We start from the raw sequence: 23601 nt of genomic DNA, 5'->3' as shown, positions 1-23601 counted from the left end.
CGATGGGTCTCCGCGCATTCTTCGACCGGATCGAGCCTCAGTTCACCAAGGGCGGCAAGTACGAGAAGTACTTCCCCGTCTACGAGATGATCGAAAGCTTCATCTACACGCCCAAGACGGTGACCACGGTCGCACCGCACGCCCGGTCCTACATCGATATGAAACGGATCATGACATACGTGGTGCTTGCCACGGTGCCGTGCATCCTGTTCGGCCTGTACAACACCGGGCTTCAGACCAACATGGCGATTGCGGAATACGGCCCCTCGGGCTGGCGCGCCGCGATCATCGACGCTCTCGGGATCGGGTTCAACCCGGCCAACCCGATTGCCAACATGCTGCACGGCCTGATGTATTTCCTGCCGATCTATATCGTGACGCTGGTCGCGGGCGGCATCTTCGAGGTCATCTTCGCCGTCATCCGCCGGCACGAGGTCAACGAGGGCTTCCTTGTCACCTCGATGCTGTACACGCTGATCATGCCCGCCTCGACGCCCCTGTGGCAGGTGGCGCTGGGGATTATCTTCGGCGTCGTGATCGGCAAGGAAGTGTTCGGCGGCACCGGCAAGAACTTCCTGAACCCCGCGCTGGTGGGCCGGGCGTTCCTGTACTTCGCCTACCCCGCCTATATGTCCGGCGACACCGTCTGGACCCCGGTCGACGGCTTTTCCGGCGCGACCGCGCTGGCCATCGGCGCGTCCGACGGCCACGCCGCCCTGCCCGAGTACGGCATCACTTGGATGGATGCCTTCATCGGCACGATCCAGGGCTGCCTCGGCGAGACCTCGACCATCGCCTGCCTGCTGGGGCTGGCGTTCCTGCTGGCCACCCGCATTGCCAACTGGCGGCTGGTCGTCGGCTGTCTTGGCGGGATGATCGCGTTCTCCAGCCTGCTGAACGTCATCGGCTCTGACACCAACCCGATGTTCGCCATGCCGTGGTACTGGCACCTTGTCGTCGGCGGCTATGCCTTCGGTCTGGTGTTCATGGTGACGGAACCCGTGTCCGCGTCTCACACCAACGTCGGCCGCTACATCTATGGCGCTCTGATCGGCTTCATGGTCGTGATGATCCGCGTGATCAACCCGGCCTTCCCCGAAGGCATGATGCTGGCGATCCTGTTCGGCAATGTCTTCGCGCCGCTGATCGACTACTTCGTCGTGCAGGCCAACATCAAACGGAGGGCAAAGCGCAATGCCTGACGCTCAGGAGCAGAAAGGCCCGATCCGCCGTTTTCTGGATCTTCCGCCCGACTCTGTCGCGAAGACCGTGGTCGTGGCCGTCGGCCTGTGCCTTGTGGCATCGATGGTCGTGTCCGCCGCCGCCGTGGCCCTGCGCCCGGTGCAGGAAGCCAACCAGTTGAACGACAAGCGGGTGAACGTGCTGCAGGTCGCCGGGGTCTACGACCCGGACGTGCCGGTGAACGAAGCCTTCGCCGCGTTCGAACCGCACGTGCTGGAGCTGGACACCGGCGAATACACCGACCAGTTCGAGATCGACACCTTCGACCAGCTTGCCGCCAGCGGCGACCCGGCGATCGTGCGTGCTCTGGACGAGGACCCTGCGGGGCTTGGCGGCCAGATGGACGCCTTCCGCATGATCTATATCCTGCGCGACGACGCGGGCGAGATCGACAAGGTCGTGCTGCCCATCGAAGGCTATGGCCTGTGGTCCACGCTGTTCGGCTTCATCGCGCTTGAAGCGAACGGCAACGACATCTTCGGCCTGCAGTTCTATCAGCACGGCGAGACTCCGGGCCTTGGCGCGGAAATCGACAACCCGCGCTGGAAAGCCCTGTGGAACGGCAAGAAGCTGTTCACCGAGGACGGCACGCTGGCGATCACCGTCGCCAAGGCGCCGCCCCCGCAAGGGCGAGAGTATTACGTTGACGCGCTGGCGGGGGCGACCCTGACCTCGCGCGGGGTGGATAACCTGGTACGTTTCTGGATGAGCGAGGCCGGTTACGGCACCTTCCTCGACCGCCTTCAGGCAGGAGACATCGACTGATGGCACAGACCTATCGTTCGCAACTCGTCGATCCGCTGATCGACAACAACCCGATCACCCTGCAGGTGCTGGGCATCTGCTCGGCGCTGGCCGTGACCTCGTCGATGCAGGTGGCGCTGGTGATGTCCATCGCGGTGACGCTGGTGACCGGCTTCAGTTCGATGTTCATCTCGATGCTGCGCAACCAGATCCCCAACTCGATCCGGATCATCGTGCAGATGGTCGTGATCGCGTCTTTGGTGATCCTGGTGGACCAGGTGCTGAAGGCCTACGCCTACGAGATTTCCAAGACGCTGTCGGTCTTCGTCGGCCTGATCATCACCAACTGCATCGTCATGGGCCGCGCCGAGGCTTTCGCGATGAAGAACCCGCCGGTGGCCAGCTTCATCGACGGCGTCGGCAACGGTCTGGGCTATGGCCTGCTTCTGATGGTCGTGTCGGTGTTCCGCGAACTGTTCGGTTCGGGCTCGCTGTTCGGCATCACCATCATGCCGACCGTCAACAACGGCGGCTGGTACGTCCCGAACGGAATGCTGCTTCTGCCGCCGTCGGCCTTCTTCGTGATCGGGCTGCTGATCTGGGCCGTCCGCACATGGAAGCCCGGGCAGGTCGAAGAGCGTGAATACAAGATCCAGACGGTGGAGGCACACTGATGGAAGGTCTTGTCTCTCTCGCCGTCAAGGCGATCTTCGTCGAGAACCTCGCCCTGTCGTTCTTCCTTGGCATGTGCACCTTTCTTGCCGTGTCGAAGAAGGTCGCGACGGCCATTGGTCTTGGTGTTTCGGTCATGGTGGTGCAGGCCATCACCGTGCCCGCCAACAACCTGATCCTCAACTACCTGCTGGCGCCGGGCGCCCTGTCTTGGGCGGGCTTCGCGAACGTGGATCTGACCTTCCTTGGCCTGATCTCGTACATCGGGGTCATCGCCGCGCTGGTCCAGATCCTCGAGATGGTGCTCGATAAGTACTTCCCGCCGCTTTACAACGCGCTGGGTGTGTACCTGCCGCTGATCACCGTGAACTGCGCCATCCTCGGCGGCTCGCTGTTCATGGTCGAACGCAGCTACAACTTCGCCGAGGCGGCGACCTATGGCGTGTCCTCCGGCTTTGGCTGGGCGCTGGCGATCACCGCGATGGCGGGCGTGCGCGAAAAGCTGAAGTACTCGGACATCCCCGACGGCCTGCAGGGTCTGGGCATCACCTTCATCACCGCTGGACTGATGGCGATGGCCTTCATGTCCTTCAGCGGCGTCAAACTGTAAGGAGGACGATCCATGACGACTTTCGGACTTGGCGTCCTGCTGTTCACCCTGATCGTTCTGGTTCTGGTGACGTTCATTCTGGCGGCCCGCTCGAAGCTGGTCAGCTCGGGCAACGTCAACATCACCATCAACGGCGAGAAGACCATCTCGGTCCCGTCCGGCGGCAAGCTGCTGCAGACGCTGGCGGGCGAGAAGATGTTCGTCCCCTCTGCCTGCGGCGGCGGCGGCACCTGTGCCCAGTGCCGGGTGCGCATCCATTCCGGCGGCGGGTCGATCCTGCCGACCGAGGAATCGCACATCACCAAGCGCGAGGCCGCCCACGGCGACCGCCTGTCGTGTCAGGTGGCCGTGAAGCAGGACATGGACATTGAGGTGCCCGAGGAAGTGTTCGGCGTGAAGAAGTGGGAGTGCACCGTGCGCTCTAACGACAACGTCGCGACCTTCATCAAGAACCTCGTGCTGGAACTGCCCGAGGGCGAGGACGTGAACTTCCGCGCCGGTGGCTACATCCAGATCGAGGCGCCTGCGCACAAACTGTCCTACAAAGAATTCGACATCGCCGAGGAATACCGGCCGGATTGGGACAAGTTCAATCTGTGGCAGTACGAATCGACCGCCGACGAGCCGGTCGAACGCGCCTACTCGATGGCGAACTACCCGGACGAGAAGGGCATCATCATGCTCAACGTCCGCGTCGCCTCGCCCCCGCCGGGGTCTACCGGCATCCCGCCCGGGCTGATGTCGTCGTACATCTTCAACCTGAAGCCGGGCGACAAGGTCACCATTTCGGGTCCGTTCGGCGAGTTCTTCGCCCGCGACACCGACAAGGAGATGGTGTTCATCGGTGGCGGCGCCGGCATGGCGCCGATGCGGTCGCACATCTTCGACCAGCTGAAGCGGCTGAAGAACAAGGACCGGAAGATCACCTTCTGGTACGGCGCGCGGTCCAAGCGCGAGATGTTCTTCGTCGAGGATTTCGACGAGCTGGCGGCAGAGTTCCCGAACTTCGAATGGCACGTCGCCCTGTCCGACGCTCTGCCCGAGGACGACTGGACCGGCTACACCGGGTTCATCCACAACGTCCTGTACGAGGAATACCTCAAGAACCACCCGGCACCGGAAGACTGCGAGTACTACATGTGTGGCCCGCCCATCATGAACAGCTCGGTCATCAACATGCTGCTGGACCTTGGCGTCGACCGTGACGACATCATGCTGGACGACTTCGGCGGCTGACGCGGATCGACAGGTTTGAAAAGACCCACAAGGGGAAGCTTCGGCTTCCCCTTTTTCGTTCGGGCAGGGCGAACCGGCGCGGTGCTGGCCCCTGCCCTCGTCGCGGGCTAGACCTGTGCCAACTGCGTGAACATGGCCGCGCCGGGAGAAACGGGACCGAATGCTGCTGATCACCATCTGGCCGATCTTTGCCCTGATCTGCCTTGGCTTCGTCCTGTCGCGGCGGGACTTCCCGTCGGGACCGTTCTGGCCGGCAGCAGAGCGTCTGAACTATTTCGTGCTGTTCCCCGCCTTGCTGGTGTCGAGCCTTGCCGATGCGCCGGTGCGGGACCCCGACCTGCTTCGGTTCGGCGGCGCGGCGGCGGTGACGATCCTTTTGGCCGCGATGCTTCTTACCTTCGCGCGACTTGTACGCCCGGTCACGCCCGCCCGGTTCGGCCCGATGCTGCAAGGCGTGGTCCGGTTCAACACCTACCTGTCGCTGGCGCTGATCGCGATCCTGACCGGCGACGCCGGGGTCGAGCGCGCCGCCGTCTACCTTGCCATCTGCGTTCCGCTGGTGAACGTGCTGTCGATCCTTGCGCTTAGCGGCAGCGGCGCGTCGCGCAGCCCGATGCGGCTGGTCCGCACGGTGCTTGCCAATCCCCTGATCCTTGCCTGTCTGGCCGGGTTCGCGCTGGCACTTGGCGGCATCGGCCTACCCTTGGGCAGCGGCGACCTTTTGCGGCTTCTGGGTCAGGCCAGCCTGCCGCTGGGCCTGCTGTGTGTCGGGGCCGCGCTGAACCCCGCGGCACTGCGTCAGGACATGGCGCCCCTGTCCCTTGTGGGCGGCGCGCGGCTGCTGGCGATGCCCGCGCTGGCGGCGGCTACCGGCCACACCTTCGGGCTGTCCGGGATCGAGATCGCGGTGCTGGTGATCTTCTCGGCCGTGCCGACAGCGCCGACGTCCTATGTTCTGACCCGCCAGATGGGCGGGGACGGCGCGTTGATGGCCGGGATCGTGACATCGCAGACCCTCGCTGCGCTGGCGACCATTCCCCTTGTTTTGCTGCTGTTTGCGGGACTGTAATCGCGGGGCGAGCGAAGAAAATTCAAAAAAATTCGTCGCGGCTGCATCCAAACGCGGTCCGGCCCGAGTCCTAGGGGTATCAAGGCCGCCGATCATCGGCAGCCAGATACGCGAAAAGGACCAGTTAGATGCTCACCAAGTTTTCGACTCTTACCGCCGCCGCCGCCCTTATGACGACCGCGACGGGTGCCTTTGCCCAAGACAGCCTGATGGCCATCGGCCTGTCCGGCGACAAGACGCTGCACATGATCGACACGTCCACCGCGACCGTGACCGCGTCGATGGACGTCGAGGGCGTGGACAACCTGCTTGGCATCGACCTGCGCCCGGCGACCGGCCAGTTGATCGGCGTCACCGACACCTTCGAGATTGTCGAGATCGACCCCGCAACCGGCATGGCGACCGTCCTTTCCACGATGGACACCGAGCTGCCGGTCATGGACGGCGCGCCGGTGATCGTCGACTTCAACCCGATGGCTGACAAGCTGCGGTTCATGTCGGGCACCACCAACCACCGTGTCGACATCGAAAGCGGCGCAGTGACCGTCGACGGTTCGCTGGCCTTCGAAGAAGCCGACATGCACGCGGGCGAGGCTCCGGCCATCGCAGCCGCCGCCTACATCAATTCCTACGGCAAGCCGGAAAGCACGGCGATGTTCGACATCGACTCGACGATCGTTGCGGTGATCCAGCAGACGTCGCCCAATGACGGCACGCTGGCTGCCATCGGCAAGCTGGGCATCGACGCGGCAGACGCCTATGCGTTCGACATCGCCACCGATGCCGACGGCAACAACACCGCGTGGCTCGCCGCTGGCGGGATGCTTCACACCGTGTCGCTGGACGACGGCTCGGTTCAGGAAAGCTGGGAGATCATGGAAGCTGGTGACGCGGTCCTGCGCGACATTACCTTCATGACCGCGATGTGATCGTCCGATCGCAATCGGCCGGCGCGGGTATCCCCGCGCCGGTCGTCAGCCAAGATCCCTGCGGCTTGGCGGAATACGGCGCCGGTTCAGGTTGGACTGCGCAGCAAACGCCGCTAGGCTCCGTGGCAAAAGCGAGCGTCGAATGCCGCCGCCACGAGGGTTCGGAGCTGTCCTTGATCAACCACGACATGTTGCTCCGTTCTTGCGCGGATGGTGACAGAACGGCCTTGAAGCAATTGCTAGAGGCCGAAGGCGGCCGGATGTTGGGTGTCGCGCGTCGAATGCTCAAGCGCGACGATCTTGCTCAGGATGCGGTGCAAGAGGCACTGGTCCTGATCTGGCGCCGGGCCCACCAGTACGACAGCGGGCGCGGCAGCGCGAAGGGTTGGATCTATACGATCCTGCGAAACCGGTGCCTGACACTGCTGCGGTCCGAAGATCGCGACATCAGCACCTCGCCCGAGCGGATGGACGCCTTGCAGGACGCGGAAGTCGTCGACGAGGCGTTCGACAGGCTGGCGGGAAGATCCGATCTAAGGCGCTGCCTAGAGGGCCTGGATCTGCAGACGCGGCGGGCGATCCTGTCGTCATATATCCTCGGGCACAGCCACGGGGAAATCGCGGGGCGGATGGAGGCGCCCCTGGGTTCGGTGAAATCATGGGTCCGGCGCGGATTGATGAAACTGAGGGAGTGTCTGTCATGACGGACCGGTCTCTGGACGTCCTGATCGACGAGGTCGTGCTTGGCCTTGCGGACCCCGCCGAGGTGACCCGCATAGAGGCGCTGGCCGACCGCGATCCCGATATTGCGGCGCGGCTGGACCGTGCGCGCCGTCGGTTTGCGCCCTTGGACGAAACGGTCGACGAAGCGCCTTTGCCGGACGATCTGTGGTCGCGCATCGATGCTACCATCGACCAAGCCGAAAATCCCGACGCGCCCACCACCGACACAGACGCGCCAGCCGCCGAGGTCGTCGATCTGGCAGCCATCCGCCGTACGATGGCGCGCTGGAAGGGGGCTGCCGTTGGCGGTCTGGCCGCGGCCCTTCTTCTTGCCATTTCCTTGGCTTGGTCGATGATGTCCGCCAGCGGTCCAACGGTGGTTGCCGTGCTGTTGAACGATAGCGGAGAGGCCATTGCACTGGTCGAAAGCAGCCCGGACAACACCACCCGCGTCACCCTGCTGGAACCGGCGGATGTCCCGAGCGACCGCGTGATGCAGGTCTGGACCAAACCCGAAGACGACGGTCCGCCGGTGTCGCTGGGTCTTCTTGCGCGTGGGCTGTCGGAAACTCTGACGATCGAGGGCCTGCCCGCCCCCAATGCCCGCCAGCTTTACGAGATCACCGTCGAACCCGAGGGCGGATCGCCCACGAACCTTCCCACCGGGCCGATACTGGGCAAAGGGCTGGCGAAAGCGCCCCTGATCTGACCGGCGCGGCCTGCGGGGGCAAGCCCCGCAGGATAGCAAGCACCCATCCGATCCGTGCGCCGTCTTCGCCGGCCGGGACGATGCACGCCCTCCCCCTCATGCGACGCCCGCCGAACACTGCCCGCCCCCGCGCCTCTCAGATCCCTACGTGATCGGCAACGCGCCGTTTGTGCACCGCGCAGGTCGCTACGGGCGTTATTGCGGCGGTCTGAGTATTATTTTTCCGACGTTTCGCGGCAATTTCCCAAGTTCCCCAAGATTCTCCATGACTCGTGGCCCTATGCGGCCAAGACTGGCGGCAGCGGCATAAAGCCGCACAACAGCGCCGCACCCGAATTTTGGTTCGGAGAAAATTGCGGTGCACGGAACGGGAGAAGCAAATGACTACGGAAACATTCGTCGTCGCATATGAGTGCGAGGAGGATTCATCCAGTGTCTTGGCCTATGCCATCGCACGTGCGCAAAAGGACGGGGCGCTTTTACATTTGGTGCATGTGCTTGAATGGTCCCCCTACACCTTCCTGACTCCGCAGGAGATCGAGGAAAGGACGACCCGCCGAAAGCAAGAGATGACGCGCGCCCAAGAGGCCATCATCGACCCGGCCTTGGCCAAGGCCCGTGCGGCGGGTGTCGAGGCCAACGGCGAAATCCGCTTCGGTCAGGTGGTCGAGATCATCTCGGAGACAGCCACCAAGCTGAACGCCGACATGATCATCGTCGGCCGCTCCGGTTCCAATTCCGTCGCCGCCCGCGTCTTCGGGTCGGTTCCGCTGGGCCTTGCGCAGATCGCCAAAGTCCCCACGGTCATCGTCCCCTGAGTGAAAGGCAGCACCATGAAAATCATTTCCAAACTGGCCGCCTCGACAACGGCCCTGACCATTATGACCGCGCCAGCCTTGGCGCAGGGCATTGATGCCACCATCAACGACGCCTTCTCTAGATACACCGGCTGGTATGTCGGATTCATCTTCGCCCCGGTGCCCGGCACCAGTTTCAGCTGGATCGCCCTGTGGCTGGTGGTGGCGGCGCTGATCTTCACCTTCTACTTCTCGTTTATCCAGTTGAAGGGCTTCGGCCATTCCATCCGGCTGGTGAAGGGTGACTATTCCGACCCCGAGGATGCAGGCGAGGTCAGCCACTTCCAGGCGCTCGCTACCGCGCTTTCCGGCACCGTGGGCCTTGGCAACATCGCCGGGGTTGCCGTGGCGGTCGGGATCGGCGGGCCCGGCGCGACGTTCTGGATGATCGTCGCGGGCCTTTTCGGCATGGCCACCAAGTTCACCGAATGTACCTTGGGCGTGAAGTACCGGAACGAATACGCGGACGGCCACGTTTCGGGCGGCCCGATGTACTACATCACCAAGGGCTTCAAGGAGCGCGGCCTGCCGGGCGGCAAGATCCTTGCGGTACTGTTCTGTATCTTCACCATCCTCGGCGCCCTTGGCGGCGGCAACATGTTCCAGGCCAACCAAGCCCACGCGCAGCTGGCCAACGTGTTCGGCGACTATCCGGGCTGGATCACCGGCCTTGTGCTGGCGATCATCACGTTCGTCGTCATCGTCGGCGGCATCAAGTCCATCGCGCAGGTGACCGAGAAGGTTGTGCCCTTCATGGGGGTCTTCTATGTCGGCGTTTCGCTGATCATCCTGCTGATGAACTACGACATGATCCTTTGGGCGTTCGGCCAGATCTTCGCAGGTGCCTTCACCGGTCTTGGCGTCGCTGGCGGCTTTACCGGCGCGTTGATCCAAGGCTTCCGGCGTGCCGCCTTCTCGAACGAAGCGGGGATCGGCTCTGCCGCCATCGCGCACTCGGCCGTGAAGACCAAAGAGCCGATCACCGAGGGCTATGTCGCCCTGCTAGAGCCGTTCATCGACACGGTGGTGATCTGCACCATGACCGCCCTTGTGATCGTGATCACCGGCGTGATGCAGGTCGACCCGGAAACCGGCCTGTACATGTGGGACAGCGAAGCGGGCCGCATCATGACCGAGGGCGATGTCTCTGGCGTGGCGCTGACCTCTTCGGCCTTCGCGTCGGTCTTCTCGTGGTTCCCGATAACGCTGGCGATCGCGGTGGTGCTTTTCGCGTTCTCGACGATGATCTCGTGGAGCTACTACGGCCTTAAGGCTTGGACCTATCTCTTCGGCGAAAGCAAGGGCAGCGAGATTACCTTCAAGGTACTCTTCTGCGTATTCATCGTGATCGGCGCGGCCGCCAGTCTAGGGCCGGTGATCGACTTCTCTGATGCCATGCTGTTCTCGATGGCGATCGTGAACATCATTGCCCTGTACCTGTTGATGCCGATCGTGAAAGCCGAACTGGCCCACTATGTCGGGCGGCTGAAGTCCGGCGAGATCAAGCGGTTCAAGCACTGATCCACGCGCAAACAAACAGACGCCCGGCAATTCCGCCGGGCGTCTGCCGCCGGCCCTGCCCTGCGGCTGGATACGGTTCGACAGATGGCACTACGCCCTGCGAGGGGCAGTCGCAAAGCGCCCAGATGATCGTCGCCCCCGGTGATCGGAGACGCGAACCTCAGCCCGCCGCGCCGGGCGTACCTTTGCGGAAATGGAAGAAGGCGTAGTTCGACCGCGGCCGGATCTCGGTGATGAAGACGTCCTCGAAGCCGATCTTCTGCAGGATCGCGTGGAACTCGTCCAGCGCGTAGCTCGTCGCCGTGATGTGGCGCTTGCGGTATTCCTCGACCGACTGGATCGGCTTGAACCGGGGATTGCCGTTGTCATAGCGGATCTGAACCATGCCCAGCGAGAATGCCGCCATCTTGTCGTACATAAGCCGCAGCACATCCTCGCCGTAGGCTTTCGACGGGAAATGCTGGAACACGGCAATCGAGAAGAACACGTCAACCGGGGTCTCGATGGCTGCGGCGACCTCGTCCAGCCCCTCTTGGATCAGGACCGGGCGCAGCATATCCGAGCCCTCCTCGCGCAGCATCCGGCCGCATTCCTCCAGGTTCTTCTCGGAAATATCGACGCCATAGAATTGTTTGGCCACGTCGCGAAAGGCAAAGGCGTTCGCGCCGCCGCCCGGGCCCCATTCCAGGATCGTCCGAGGCGTCGCCCAGAAATCGCCGGGGTAGTTATAGAACTGAAGCATCCGCTCTAGGTCAGCGCGGGTGCGCTTGCCGATCGACTGCCACTTGGCATCATCCGCCCAACGGCCGACACCGCGATAGTGGGAATTGTCGGCACGGTGCAACTCGTCCTCGTGCTCGTTCCAGACGCTCCGCGCCGCCTCTGTTTCCCGCTTCAACCGTTCGGTATCAACCATACCTTTTTGCTCCATATATCTTTCCAAGCGTTGCCAGCCTACTGACGTACCAAACCGCCACAGGCCGCGCCCGGGAACCGCCTGCAGGACCATCCCAGCGGCTGCCAACGAAAGCAACCCATTTGCACCGTTCAGGCTGTATCGGGGCGAGTGACGTTCCCGTTTCGGTTTCGCCTGCGATGACGAGCAACCGGGCGGCGCCTCGGAAGCAGTCTGACCGAACCGAAGCACATCCGATGAAACCGATATACGGGAAATACCGCCGACATCGGACATTCGACCGTCCGGTGTCGTCTCGGGAAATCGGGGGGGCTAGGAGTAGATGGCGGAAAAGGAGTCCGCCACTCTTACTGTCTTAAGATTTGAAAATAAGATATTTTTTCTGTTCGCCTTTGGAAAATACCACATTTCATACCCCACCTTGCGTCAGATCTGACCGAAACAACCTGCAGTCGCTTCTTCAGATCTTGGCCTGATCTTGGCTACAAGCGGCAGCGAACAGAACCACGCTTCCACAGAATGCGATCCGAAACTCAGACCTGCTGATAACGGCCGACCCTAGACATGGAAAAGTTGCTAATCGGCCAATGCAACGTCTCTTTGACTGGGGGCGGAGAACCTTGCAGAGATCGCTTTAGGCGATCCATTCGGCTGCGATCCTGGTGAGCGTCGCGCTCAATCGGAGCGAACCGTCTATGGATTTCAGTTTCAATGCTTGTGTAGGAGAGGTGCCCGTAGGTTCGGCTGACGGTATCAGTATTCGCATGCCCCAGCTGCTTTGCCACGATCGCGAGCGGTGTGCCCGCCTGCACAAGCTGACTTGCATAGGTGTGCCGCAGGCCATGAAACACCAGCTCTAAAGGCAATTCCGCTTTATTGCAGGCTTCCCGGAATAGGTGCTTATGTCCACCATTCCAGACCGTGCCGTTCTCCATTTTGAAAACGAACTCATCCTCCGGTTTGCCGGCGATCAGGCTGAGAAAGAAATTCATACCCTCTTCGGGCAGGATAACATACCTGCCCCGGCCATTTTTCGATGGGCGAATGTAGATGCCGAACACATGAGTTCCGACGTCCTGGACGCGCATTCGCTGTAGTTCGGAAACCCGGCAACCTGAAAAAAGCGCACCTCTAACCAGATCCGCCAAGTCCCCTCGACAGTTCGAGATAAGGCTGCGGCACTGGTCGCGCGTCAGAAAGACCTGACGTGGCACATCCGCGCTCGGGATGCGGCGCAGGCATCGCCACGCCCGTTCCGAGTCCGTATCGCCATTTTCCCAAGCCATTCGGAGAGCTAGGCGAAGGATGCCTATCAGGGTGTTCAACGTCTTTTTGCGCTTTCTTAGCGCCTCTGCACCCAAATGCTCCAAACTCATCCGAGGGCCGACTGGCTGGTTGCCACGCTTCGGGGGCGTCTCGAGAACTTCCCGGCAGAACTCGGCAAACCGACGTCCCGTGAAACCGTCGAGCGGCACATTGCCGAGGCGAGGAATTATGTGGAAATTGATCAATGACAGGTTGGTTTCGAAGTGCGACCGCGTCGCTGCAATCCGCTTCCACTCAACATAGTCCTCCATCGCGTCGCCTATCGTGAAGGCTTCAACGGACTTTTCATACTTGAGAGTTCGGTTCACGCCGACTGGCGTCGGTTTGGACGCGATGCGTTCGATAGCAGGATCAGTGAACCACGCTTCGGCCAGAGCGATAGCATCATTGTAGCTCACTCCGTCATGAGATGGCTTGCAGGGCGCCAAGCGTCGCTGGCGGTACCCGCCACTAATCGTCCTGACGCGCGCAACCCAAAATGACTTACCGCTGGGTTTTCTGTGGACACCTAGGTGCCTAGAGTATTCTAAAACAATCCAATAGGGAGCCTGGCGTGCTGGCAAGTCAGCAATGGTCGCTGGGTTCGTGAGGTCTGGCTTCGTCATGAGGGTGCTCCTCGCCTTCGCGGTTCAAGAGCAGCTTCCTCGCCTTCTCGGTAATTCCGAACCGGAACATGTAGTCCGCAAGGACCGCTTCCAGTTTCAGCTCGTTTTCAGTCACCCGACTCACCCCATCTGCGGTATCGTGAGCGGACTCTGAACGGAATTGGTTAACGTTTGGTTAATTCGCAGCCAGATGCTTTCGGACCGCAGGAGGAGGCTTGTCATGAAAGCGATGTTCAACCGTGAAGAAGAGCGCCTTGAGGTGTTGGCCCAGTTGGCCCGCGCGCCAATACCGACCCGAGCCGCGTTGATTGAAGAATACCGCAGACGGTCCGAGGGGGCATTCGCCCCAAGGACTCTGGAATGCTATCATAATATTGTGCGCAGCTTCTCCGCTTGGTGCGATGAACGGGGCTATTCCTCAAAGCCGCCCATTAGCCCTTCCGTGGTGGCGGAATACGTCGACTGGCTGGGAGGACAGATCCGTTCAACGACTATCGCGACACGCCTGTGGGCAATAGCGGAGATGCATCGGGCCAACTTTGAGGCCTCCCCATGCCGTCACCGCCTCGTTGAATTAGCTTTGAAATCCGTCAAGAGAAAATATGGTGCAGCCGTACGGCAAGCACCTGCACTTAGCAAAAAAGAGGTTTGGGCAGCCATCGAGCGACAAGGCGATAGCCGCGCAGATCTGCGGAACAAAGCCTTGCTCTGGATTTTGACCGACAGTTGGTGTCGTGCGTCAGAGGTCGTCGCATTCAAGGTAAAGGATCTGCTTCGCCAAGAAGATGGTTCCAGCCTATTGTATGTTACACGATCAAAGACCGATCCCTATGGAGAGGGTGCATACGCTTTCTTATCGGCGGAGGGCACGCGAGCGTCGCTAAAATGGATAAGAGAGGCCGGCCTCAGACGTGACGATCCCATCATCACCAAATCGCAGGTAGGCGGGTTAAGAACACCACTAAACCCTGCCACCGTCACTCGCATCATTAAGCGATGCATCGGGCGAGACGATGTCTCGGCGCACAGTATGCGAGTTGGAGGTGTCCAAGATGCCTTCCGCATTGGATGCGATCTCTCATCAATCATGGTCGCGGGTCGATGGTCGTCACCAGAAATGCCGGCACGCTACGCCCGGCGGATACTTGCAAGTCAATCCGCTTCGGCGCAGGTCTCCCGGGCGTTTGAACAAGAGCGCGCCTCCGAGCTGTAGGCAAAGTTCGAGGTCCGGTCGCCGCGCCCCGCGCAATCAGTTCCCAATATGTTCTAATTATCATTAACCTTTTGTTCACGGAACGTCACAAGATCATACATTTTCCCGTGGGACCGCTCCATTGAAACTTGACCCAGTACTCAGTTCAAAAAATTAACTTCAATCGATTTAAAATGATTTTCTAAATTCATCGCCACACTTAATATCTCCACCTGTTATCTTGTTAATGGAGGGTTCATGTATAAATTTCGAAATGGGGACGTGATAATATCTGTCGCTTTTGGACCGCACTTTGAAGGTCGTCTCGATTGTGGTGAAGTTCACGTTATTGTCGAAGATTGCCGCGGCAGGCTTCGGAGAGAAAAAAATATATCGGAGTAATTTAACAAACGAAGCTTTGGGGCTTTGTGAAATTGCATCGGCATATCACGACGCACTACTCAAAGCTTTTAATCGGCTCCCAGCGACGCAGCCTAAAGCCGTCAGTCGGTGGACTTAAGAGCAGGCTTCACCGGCGCCCGGTTCGCGGCGTGCACCAATGCAGTCGATGTGGGCCAGTAAAGGCGACGATTAGTCGTTTCCTTCTTAGGTCGCGAAAGTTCGAGACGGGCGGTTAGCAGCCGTTCGCTGCGTTCTGGAGTAATGACCGCAAAGCGCTGAAAATGGACCTCTTTGCTCTTGCCGTCGGAAGTGGCTCGACGCGTTAAATTCCTTATCGACTTAGGCGTTTCACGCGCACCGTTGCGAAGGTCATGATGCCAAAGCTACTTGGCAGGGGCACTTCGCGACGGGACCTGGACTTCCGACCTTACAGGGATGCGGGAGCGTGCCCTTGCCCGGATCGCCGCGACCGACCGCCCCACGGTCAGATTCGGCGACCCTTCAAGGCTCATCCACCTCGAGAACGTAGCTGTCAGGCTCCATCCGGTTGCTGATGGCCTGAACGATTTCGGGCCTCAGCGCGGGGTCGTCCGGCAGGTACAGCCCTGTCTGCCGGATGGCACGCAAGAGATTGATCTCGGCTCCGAGATATTCCAGCGCCACGCGCGAGGCACCGGGTTTGCGGCCCTGGCGGGTAGGGCCGCCTGTCTGGATGCCAAGCAGGTAGTCCACGCGGCTGCCATAGCTTGGATAGAAGATCGCCTGGGTGACCGAGTTCAGTTCCGTCGTTTCGTATTCGAACAGATGCAGACGGTCCGCGAGCTGAAAGAGGATACCCTCGTACTTGTTCGTGCGCCTCCACCGGTCCGTCTCGGGGTGCGGCAGCACTTCGACGTTCTTGAAGTATCCGCGCCCATCCTGAACCACGACCCGCGCCAGCGAGCGGATGATCCGCCCCTTGTTGCCGAAGGAATAGAAATACCGGAAATAGAAGCCCTCGTAGCGATCCACGGGCGACGCGCGCGCCATCAGAGCGTCCATGCGCTGCATGGGGATCTCGAGCGTCGTCCGCGCCACAGGCTGCCTGCGCAGGCCGATCAACTGTGCAAAGCGCTGCTCTTCGAGAAACATCTCGGCTTCGGTGACCCCGATGAAATCACAGATCCGGCGCATGTTGTGCCGTGACGGTCGGACCTGCCCGTTCAGGTACTTGTTGAACTGCTGCCGGTTCATCCCGATGCGGCGGCATACATCGGAAATTGAGCTGTAGTGGCTGCATGCAAGCGAGAGATTTGCGGAGAAGGTATTCGACATGCAGCTATCGCACACTGACGCACAATTGGTGTCAAGTAGCATAAGGATGCGAAATTGTCATAAGCGGGTGTCGCACGGCATCCTGTGCGCAGAAAAGCAAAGACCGGTCGGTTTCGCGACCGGCCCCCGACAGGAGAGCTGACTTGACCCCCACGACGACCACCCGACGCACCTTTCTGACCTCCGCCGCCGCGATCGGCGCGGCGGGCCTCTTTCCCGGCGGCATCGGGATGCTGCGCGCACAGGAAGGCAGCGTGCTGAACCTGCGCCTCGACGGCGACAACTCGATCCTCGATCCCGGCTACATGGTCGGCGGGACCGAGATCGAGGCGCAGAAGCAGTGCCTGCCCTTCCTCGCCGAATACGTCCGCGACGGCGACACCTTCAGCTGGCAGCCCACGGCCCATGTGACCCGGCTGGAATATGTCGACGACACGCATATCGAGTTCGAGCTGGCCGAAGGCCTCGTCTGGTCCGGTGGCCACGGCACGCTCAAGGCCTCGGACGTGGCCTATTCCTATGCCCGCATGAAGGACAGTGAATGGTCGGGCTATTTCGACGCGCTGGAAACCGTCGAGGTCACGGGCGAGCTGACCGGCACGCTGGTGCTGAACAAGCCCTTCGCGCCGTTCATCATGGTCACGCTCTGCCACGGTCCGGGCGCCATCGTCTGCGAAGCCGCGACCGAAGCGGCTGGCGGTCGTTTCACCACCGACTTTCCCGCCGTCTGCGGCCCCTACACCTACAGCGCCACGCCGGGCCAGCGGGCGGTCTTCGAACGCAACCCCGAATGGACCGGCCCCGCGCCGGGCTACGACCGCGTTGTGGCCCACGTCATCACCGAGGTGCAGGCCGCCGAACTGGCCTACGAGGCCGGCGAGATCGACTGCACCGAGCTGGGGCCCGACAGCCTTGCACGCTACTCGAACGAAATGCCCGAGGGCACGGCGATCACCACCGCCGGCCAGCTGCAGTACATGTGGATGGGCATGAACACCCAGCACCCCAAGCTGCAGGACCTGAAGGTCCGCCAGGCGATCCAGCATGCGGTCGACGTGGACAGCATCCTTGCCGGTGCCTTTGCCGGCACCTCGGCCAAGTCGCACGGGATCGTCTGCCCCGGGCTGTTGGGCGCGCGGTCGGATCACGGCTACAGCTACGATCCCGCCCGCGCCCGCGAATTGCTGGCCGAAGCGGGTGTCTCCGGTTTGACCCTCACGCTGCGCACGCTGAACTGGCAGGAACGTCTGCTGACCGCGCAGATCATCCAGGCAAACCTTGCCGCCGTCGGCATCTCCGTGAACATCCTGCCGATGGAAAGCGGCCCGTTCTGGGAAATGGGCATGGAAGAGGCCGGGGACACCTGGCAGGATCTGGAACTGTGGATCATGCGCTTCGCCACCGTGCCCGACCCCTACGAGGCGACCCAGTGGTTCATCTCCGAACAGGTCGGTGTCTGGAACTGGGAACGCTGGACCAGCGAGGAGTTCGACAGCCTCTACGAACAGGGCCTGTCCGAGACCGACACCGCCGCGCGCGAGTCGATCTATGTCCGCATGCAGGAGATCATGGACGAGACCGGCGCCTATGTCTGGATCAACCATGAGCCGGAAACCTACGCACACAAGACGTCCATCGACGTCGTGGCCGCGCCCTCCGGGGAACTGAACTACCACCGCTTCAAACCGGTCTGATCCCAAAGGTCGCCCCCGCCCTGAGACATCCCCCGGGCGGGGGCCTCCCAACACGAACCGGGGGCAAATCCGGCATGATGACCTACCTACTCAAACGGCTCGGCCTGGCGGCGATCGTCGTCGTGGCCGTGCTGCTTCTTCTCTTTTCGATGCTGCACATGATCCCGGGCAACCCGGCGATCCTGGCCCTGGGCACCCGCGCCTCGCCCGAGGCGATCGCGGAATATACCGCGCGGATGCGCCTGGATGAGCCGGTGCTGGTACAGTTCACCCACTTCCTCGGCAATGCGCTTCAGGGGGACCTGGGCGAGGATGTCTTTTCCAACCGCCCCGTGACCGCCATCATCGGCGAGCGGATCGGCTTTACCCTGGCGCTGATCTGTACCGGCATGGGCTGGGCAGTGCTGCTGGGCATCCCGCTGGGCTGTCTGGCCGCCGTGCGGCCGGGCTCCTGGCTGGATCGGGTGACGGGGGTGTTCTCCGTCGGGATGATCGCCGTGCCGTCTTTCCTTGTGTCGATCTGGGCGCTGCTGCTCTTCTCGTTGCAGCTGCGCTGGCTGCCCGCCATCGGTGCGGGCGAACCCGGCGACCTCGGCGACCAGCTGACCCACCTTGTGCTGCCCGCCTTTGCCATCGGGCTGGGCTGGGTCGGCTACCTCGCCCGCATGGTGCGCGCCTCCATGCTGGAGGTGATGGGAGAGCCCTACATCCGCTCCGCCCGCGCCTTCGGCCTAACGGACCGACGCGTCAACGGCTACGCGCTGCGCGTGGCGATCCTGCCGACGATCACGCTGATCGGCATGGGTTTTGGCGGGCTCATCTCCTCGGCGGTCTTTGCCGAGATCATCTTTGCCCGCCCCGGCCTCGGCAAGATGATCTTCGACGCGGTGTCCGACCGCAACTTCCCCATCGTGCAGGGCGGCGTGCTGGTGGCCACCGGCTTCTATATCACCGTCGTCCTGATGTCCGACCTTCTCATTGCCTGGCTTGATCCTCGTGTCCGCTCTTCCCTCTGATCACATCGCACCCGAAGCGCGCGAGACCGCGAGCCGCGAGCGCCGCGAGAAGCTGAAGCGCTTCCTCACCGACTGGCAGGCCGTGACCGGCCTTGTGCTCGTGGTGCTGTTCTTCGCCAGCGCCCTCTTCGCCCCGTGGATCGCGCCCTACGATCCCAACGCCATGGACATTCCCGCCCGCATGTCCGGGCCCAGCTGGGCGCATATCGCGGGGACCGACCAGCTCGGGCGCGACACCTTTTCGCGCATCCTGCACGGCGGGCGCGTGGCGCTTTATATCGCGGCGCTCGGGGTGTCCGCATCGCTGACCATCGGGCTGATCCTCGGCATGATCGCGGGCTTCGGGCCGCGCTGGCTCGACAACCTGATGCTGCTGGCGTTCGACGCGGTGCGGTCCTTTCCGTCGGTCATCCTCGCACTGGCCACCGTCGCGCTGACGGGGCCGAGCCTGACCGTGGTTCTTGCCATCGTCATCCTGACCACGATCCCCAGCTATGGCCGCGTCGCACGGACCGCGACACTGGCGTTGCGACACACCGAATTCATCCTTGCGGAACGCTCGTTGGGCGCCTCGACGCCGCGCATCCTGCTGCACCACATCATGCCGAACGTGATCGGCCCGCTGCTGATCCTCGCGGCGATGGAGGTGCCGGTGGTCGTCTCGATCGAGGCCGGTCTGTCCTTCCTCGGCATCGGCGTGCTGCCGCCACAGGCCAGCTGGGGCACCATCCTGAACGAGGGCTACCTCGTGATCCGCGATGCGCCGTGGATGGTGATCGCCGGAGGCATCCCGCTGATCCTGACGACGCTGGGCTTCACCTTCCTCGGCGAGGCGCTGCGCGACATCTTCGACCCGCGCATGGGGAGGGGCAAATGAAGGACTTCATGACCGACACGCTTCTGAACATCGAGGGGCTGAGCCTTGAGTTCAAAACCAACCGAGGCCGGGTGAAGGCGCTGCGCAACATCTCCTTTCCCGTCCGCAAGGGTCGTATCCTCGGCATCGTGGGCGAAAGCGGCTCGGGCAAGAGCACGGTGCTGTGGTCCACCCTTGGCCTGCTCGCCGGGAATGCAGAGGTGACGGCGGGCCGCGTCGATTACGGCGACAGTGACCTGCTGACGCTGGATGCCGAGGGCCTGCGCGCCCTGCGGGGCGAGGAGGTGTCGGTCGTCTTCCAGGACCCGATGACCTCGCAGATCCCGGTGCTGCCCTACGCGCGGCAGATGTCCGACATCCTCTACCGTCGTTCCATGTCCGAGGCGGAGAAGCGTACCGCCGCCGTCGACATGTTGCGCCGGGTCGGCATCCCCGACCCCGACGCCCGCGTCGATGCCTACCCGCACCAGTTCTCCGGCGGGATGCGCCAGCGCGCGGGCATCGCCATGTCGATGCTGACCGGGCCGAACCTGCTGCTGGCGGATGAGCCGACCACCGCGCTCGACGTGACGATGGAAGCGCAGATGATCGGCCTCATGCGCGGTTTGCGCGATGATTTCGACACCACCATCGTCGTGGTGTCGCACAACCTCGGCCTGATCGCCGAGATGTGTGACGACGTGGTCGTCATGTACGCTGGCGAAGTGGTCGAGACCGGCGAGGTCCACGACATCTTTCACAACGCCCGCCATCCCTACACGCGGGCACTGCTGGAATGCGATCCGGCGCGGATCGCGGATGTGTCGCGCAAACTGCCGGTGATCCCCGGCGACATTCCCGATCTGACGAAGCCGCTGCGCGGCTGCATCTTCGCCAGCCGCTGTCAGAAGGTCATGCCCGCCTGCCGAAGCACCACGCCGCCGCTGGTGGAACGCGGCACCGGCGTGGCGCGCTGTCACCTGCTGAGCGGCCCCTTTGCCGATGGAGGCTGGCCACCGCCCAACGGCGAAAGCACGGTGGCGCGCGACCTCGGCGGCCTGTCCCCGGTCAAGACACTCACCGACACGCCCCCACTGCTCGACGTCACCGAGCTGAACGTGCAGTTCCGCACCATGGGCCCGCTGAAGGCCTGGATGCGCGGCGTGGCGCGCCCCTTCGTCAACGCGGTGCTGGACGTGAGCCTCGACGTGAAGCCCGGGGAAACCGTGGCGCTCGTCGGGGAAAGCGGGTCCGGCAAGACCACGCTGGGCCGCACCATCCTGAACCTTCAGGCGGCGGCGGGCGGATCGGTGCGCTTCGACGGGCAAGAGATCACCGGCATCTCCGAACGCCGGTTCAAGCCGCTGCGCCGCGACATGGCGATGATGTTCCAGGACCCGATCGGCTCGCTCTCGCCCCGCAAATCGGTGCGGGCGCTCATCACCGAGCCGTTGCTGATCCACGGCACGCAGGGGCGCGACCTCGATGCCGAAGCAGAGCGTCTTGCCGACATGGTCCGCCTGCCTCACGGGTTCCTGTCGCGCTACCCGCACGAGCTGTCCGGTGGCCAGGCCCGGCGTGTCGGCGTCGCGCGTGCGCTGGCGCTGAACCCGCGGCTGATCGTGGCGGATGAACCGACCGCCGGGCTGGACGTGTCGGTGCAGGGCGAGATCCTCAACCTGATGGCCGATCTTCAGGCCGAACACGGGCTGAGCTACCTCATCATCACGCACAACCTGCCGGTGGTGCGCCACATCGCCGACCGCATCGCCATCATGTACCTGGGCCGCATCGTCGAAGACGGCCCCGCGGCGCAGGTTTTCGCCAATCCGGCGCATCCCTACACCCGGGCGCTGGTCGAAGGCGTGCCGCAACCCGACCCGGACCGCCGCCGCCCCGAGGCCGCGAAGATCGAGGGCGAGGTGCCCAGCCTGCTGCGCCGCCCCAAGGGCTGCGATTTCGCCTCCCGCTGCCCGTTTGCCCGCGACGCCTGCCGGGCGGCCAAGCCCGAACACCGAAACATTTCCGCGGAGCGCCGGCACGCCTGCCTGTTCCCGCTGCACGACACGACAGACCTGACGGAGACCGCATGAGCTACGGCATCTATATCGGCCGCAACCTGACCGCTGACGGGCACGCATGGCTTGCCGGCTACGGCGACGAACCTTCCAGCCACTGGCTCGAGATCATCGACCGCGCCGAGCACGCCCCGGACGCGACCATCACCGTGGGCGTCGGCCCCGACAGCGACATGCCCGGCCACCGCACGCAGATCCCGCAGGCGGCGCAGACCGCGCGGCACATGCGGGTCAGCTACAGCTACTACCTTGGTGTGCCCGCGCCGATCACCAACGGCGGCCTGAACGAACACGGCGTGGCGGTGCGCGACATCTGGTCGACCTCCTGCCAGGCGCTGATCGACATGACGCCCAAGGATCAGACCGGCCCGAACTACTCCGATCTTGCGCGCATCGTGGTCGAACGCGCCCGCACCGCGCGCGAAGGCGTCGACATCATGGCGCAGCTGATCGCGGAACACGGCTATTCCTGCTACGGCGGCAACTCGCATATCATCGCCGATCCGGATGAGGCCTGGGTGGTCATCCAGTTCTCGGGCGGCAAGGGGCTGTGGGTGGCCGAACGGCTCGGGGCGGAGTCGATCCGCGCCTCGCGTCCGGGCTACATCGGCGTGGTGCCGACCGAGCCGAATGAGACCTTCCTCTATCCCGATCACTTCATCCAGACGGCGGTGGACCTTGGCTGGTATGACCCCGCCTCCGGCGCGCCCTTCGACGTGAATGCCATCTACGGCGACGGCAAGGGACCGTGGAAAGGCATGGCCTGGGTCGAGGAAGAAATGCGCACCCGCGCCGCCAAAGCGCCGATCACTTTCGAGGATGTGTGCTGGGCCATCCAGACCGAGAAACTGACCGGCGATACCGCGGGCTACGGCCAGGTCGTGCCACTGGTGCATCCCGAGCATTCCGACTTGCGGATGATGTGGCACGCGCCCGTCGGCCCCGTGACCGCGCCTCTGGTGCCGGTCTTCCTGGGCCAGACGGAGGTGCCCGACGCCTTCGCCCAGCACCGCTACCTGACCACCGGCGAAGCCCATCGTTTCCTGGATCGCCGCAAGGAGGCCGCAGACCCCGACACCGTCAGCCACGTTGCCCAGGGGATCGAGGTCTCGGAAAGCGCGGTCTACGAGTTCAAGCGCCTGATGCACCTTGCCTTTCAGGACGAGGCACTGCTGCGGGAGGTCTGGGACCACTGGCGGCTGATGGAGGCCCAGTTGGCCGGTGACCTGCCCACCGTGCTGGAAACGGCGCGCGTGTTGCTGGAGGCCGGCAAACCCGATCTCGCCCGCCGCGTGCTGACGCGTGAAAGCAGCGCATGGCTCGAGGACGCGCTGCAGGATTGCAAAGCGCTCGTCGGTTCCGGATACGCAAGGCTGCGCCAGCGAGACATCCTCAACCGCACCGGAAAGCCCCTTGCGCCCGAGCAGTTCTGGTAGGTCACCGCACGGCCCAAGGTCGCGCCGAAGCCACACGATCCCGCACGTCGCCATACCTGATCTGCGTCTTCAGTGTGACGCGCGGAAGGCCGAGATGAGCGACCATGGCAGCTTCGGGCTGGGACCGGTCATCCGCTGCGCCTGGCACGAACGTCCGGAGAGGGCCGAGAGTGCCGTTGGCCCCACCAGCCTGGGCCCGCGGCGCACTGCAGCACCGCATGACCGATTCGAGCCCTCTCAAGACATTAGTGCTGGTGCGGCGAAATAGCTCTCGCGTCCAGATCTTGCCTCCCCTTGTCTTGACCTTTGGCTAGATGGCGGCGAAGTCGCCCGAATGCTGAAAGAACGGCGTTGATGATGAAATCGGATTGCTGGCGACGACCGAACGCGCAATCCATCTCGATTTGGCGTAGGTTTGGCTGTTGGGAATTTATAGTCGACATCTGCTCACTCC

Annotated in this window: 20 protein-coding genes; 17 read left to right on the top strand and 3 right to left on the bottom strand. The window is 62.8% G+C overall.

The annotated features are described in order from the left end of the window. Positions 1 to 2: 2 nt before the first annotated feature. From P1K30_RS12105 to P1K30_RS12055, 11 genes are all read left to right on the top strand, one after another. Positions 3 to 1202, top strand: a complete 1200-nt coding sequence (locus P1K30_RS12105) for an NADH:ubiquinone reductase (Na(+)-transporting) subunit B (protein ID WP_275632999.1) — start codon at positions 3 to 5, stop codon at positions 1200 to 1202. Next, positions 1195 to 2007 (top strand): Na(+)-translocating NADH-quinone reductase subunit C, encoded by an 813-nt coding sequence (locus P1K30_RS12100; protein WP_275632998.1) that lies wholly within the window; start codon positions 1195 to 1197, stop codon positions 2005 to 2007. The genes P1K30_RS12105 and P1K30_RS12100 overlap by 8 nt, the downstream gene beginning before the upstream one ends. Beyond that, positions 2007 to 2660 carry an NADH:ubiquinone reductase (Na(+)-transporting) subunit D gene (locus tag P1K30_RS12095; RefSeq protein ID WP_275632997.1) on the top strand — a complete coding sequence of 218 codons (654 nt, stop codon included), beginning with the start codon at positions 2007 to 2009 and terminating at the stop codon, positions 2658 to 2660. Before P1K30_RS12100 ends, P1K30_RS12095 begins: the two co-directional genes overlap by 1 nt. Further along, complete coding sequence (nqrE, locus tag P1K30_RS12090; protein ID WP_275632996.1) at positions 2660 to 3268, top strand: NADH:ubiquinone reductase (Na(+)-transporting) subunit E; 609 nt, start codon at positions 2660 to 2662, stop codon at positions 3266 to 3268. Before P1K30_RS12095 ends, nqrE begins: the two co-directional genes overlap by 1 nt. A 12-nt stretch (positions 3269 to 3280) precedes the next feature. Continuing rightward, on the top strand, positions 3281 to 4504 hold the full coding sequence (nqrF, locus tag P1K30_RS12085) for an NADH:ubiquinone reductase (Na(+)-transporting) subunit F (protein WP_275632995.1): 1224 nt from the start codon (positions 3281 to 3283) through the stop codon (positions 4502 to 4504). Between the two features lie 160 nt (positions 4505 to 4664). After that, positions 4665 to 5573, top strand: coding sequence for an AEC family transporter (locus tag P1K30_RS12080; RefSeq protein WP_275632994.1), 909 nt, complete (start codon positions 4665 to 4667; stop codon positions 5571 to 5573). Between the two features lie 128 nt (positions 5574 to 5701). After that, positions 5702 to 6502 (top strand): DUF4394 domain-containing protein, encoded by an 801-nt coding sequence (locus tag P1K30_RS12075; protein ID WP_275632993.1) that lies wholly within the window; start codon positions 5702 to 5704, stop codon positions 6500 to 6502. 188 nt (positions 6503 to 6690) lie between these two features. After that, a complete protein-coding gene (locus P1K30_RS12070; RefSeq protein ID WP_379562015.1) occupies positions 6691 to 7206 on the top strand; it encodes a sigma-70 family RNA polymerase sigma factor in 516 nt (171 codons plus the stop codon). Beyond that, positions 7203 to 7934: an anti-sigma factor gene (locus tag P1K30_RS12065; RefSeq protein ID WP_275632991.1), complete on the top strand. Its 732-nt coding sequence runs from the start codon at positions 7203 to 7205 to the stop codon at positions 7932 to 7934. Before P1K30_RS12070 ends, P1K30_RS12065 begins: the two co-directional genes overlap by 4 nt. 380 nt (positions 7935 to 8314) lie before the next feature. Continuing rightward, entirely contained in the window at positions 8315 to 8752 is a 438-nt protein-coding gene (locus P1K30_RS12060) for a universal stress protein (RefSeq protein ID WP_275632990.1), read from the top strand. 15 nt (positions 8753 to 8767) lie between these two features. Further along, entirely contained in the window at positions 8768 to 10312 is a 1545-nt protein-coding gene (locus tag P1K30_RS12055; protein WP_275632989.1) for an alanine/glycine:cation symporter family protein, read from the top strand. 160 nt (positions 10313 to 10472) lie between these two features. Here the strand turns inward: P1K30_RS12055 and P1K30_RS12050 are convergent, their stop codons facing one another. Further along, entirely contained in the window at positions 10473 to 11228 is a 756-nt protein-coding gene (locus P1K30_RS12050; protein ID WP_275632988.1) for a class I SAM-dependent methyltransferase, read from the bottom strand. A gap of 533 nt (positions 11229 to 11761) precedes the next feature. Next, on the bottom strand, positions 11762 to 12952 hold the full coding sequence (locus P1K30_RS12045) for a tyrosine-type recombinase/integrase (protein ID WP_275632987.1): 1191 nt from the start codon (positions 12950 to 12952) through the stop codon (positions 11762 to 11764). A 427-nt stretch (positions 12953 to 13379) separates the two neighbouring features. Between P1K30_RS12045 and P1K30_RS12040 the strand changes: the two genes are divergently transcribed. Next, positions 13380 to 14372, top strand: a complete 993-nt coding sequence (locus tag P1K30_RS12040; RefSeq protein WP_275632986.1) for a tyrosine-type recombinase/integrase — start codon at positions 13380 to 13382, stop codon at positions 14370 to 14372. Positions 14373 to 15254: 882 nt separating this feature from the next. Here the strand turns inward: P1K30_RS12040 and P1K30_RS12035 are convergent. Then, entirely contained in the window at positions 15255 to 16067 is an 813-nt protein-coding gene (locus P1K30_RS12035) for a helix-turn-helix domain-containing protein (protein WP_275632985.1), read from the bottom strand. A gap of 143 nt (positions 16068 to 16210) precedes the next feature. Between P1K30_RS12035 and P1K30_RS12030 the strand changes: the two genes are divergently transcribed. The 5 genes from P1K30_RS12030 (at position 16211) to P1K30_RS12010 (ending at position 23147) form a co-directional block, all read left to right on the top strand. Next, a complete protein-coding gene (locus P1K30_RS12030) occupies positions 16211 to 17761 on the top strand; it encodes an ABC transporter substrate-binding protein (protein ID WP_275632984.1) in 1551 nt (516 codons plus the stop codon). 77 nt (positions 17762 to 17838) lie between these two features. Next, a complete protein-coding gene (locus P1K30_RS12025) occupies positions 17839 to 18777 on the top strand; it encodes an ABC transporter permease (RefSeq protein WP_275632983.1) in 939 nt (312 codons plus the stop codon). After that, positions 18758 to 19654 carry an ABC transporter permease gene (locus P1K30_RS12020; RefSeq protein WP_275632982.1) on the top strand — a complete coding sequence of 299 codons (897 nt, stop codon included), beginning with the start codon at positions 18758 to 18760 and terminating at the stop codon, positions 19652 to 19654. Before P1K30_RS12025 ends, P1K30_RS12020 begins: the two co-directional genes overlap by 20 nt. Positions 19655 to 19662: 8 nt before the next feature. Further along, on the top strand, positions 19663 to 21726 hold the full coding sequence (locus tag P1K30_RS12015) for a dipeptide ABC transporter ATP-binding protein (protein ID WP_275632981.1): 2064 nt from the start codon (positions 19663 to 19665) through the stop codon (positions 21724 to 21726). Then, positions 21723 to 23147, top strand: coding sequence for a C69 family dipeptidase (locus P1K30_RS12010; RefSeq protein WP_275632980.1), 1425 nt, complete (start codon positions 21723 to 21725; stop codon positions 23145 to 23147). Before P1K30_RS12015 ends, P1K30_RS12010 begins: the two co-directional genes overlap by 4 nt. Positions 23148 to 23601: the final 454 nt, after the last annotated feature.

The organism is Psychromarinibacter halotolerans, assembly GCF_029168315.1.
Lineage (GTDB): Bacteria > Pseudomonadota > Alphaproteobacteria > Rhodobacterales > Rhodobacteraceae > Psychromarinibacter > Psychromarinibacter halotolerans.
This window is presented reverse-complemented; position numbering and strand designations above follow the sequence as displayed.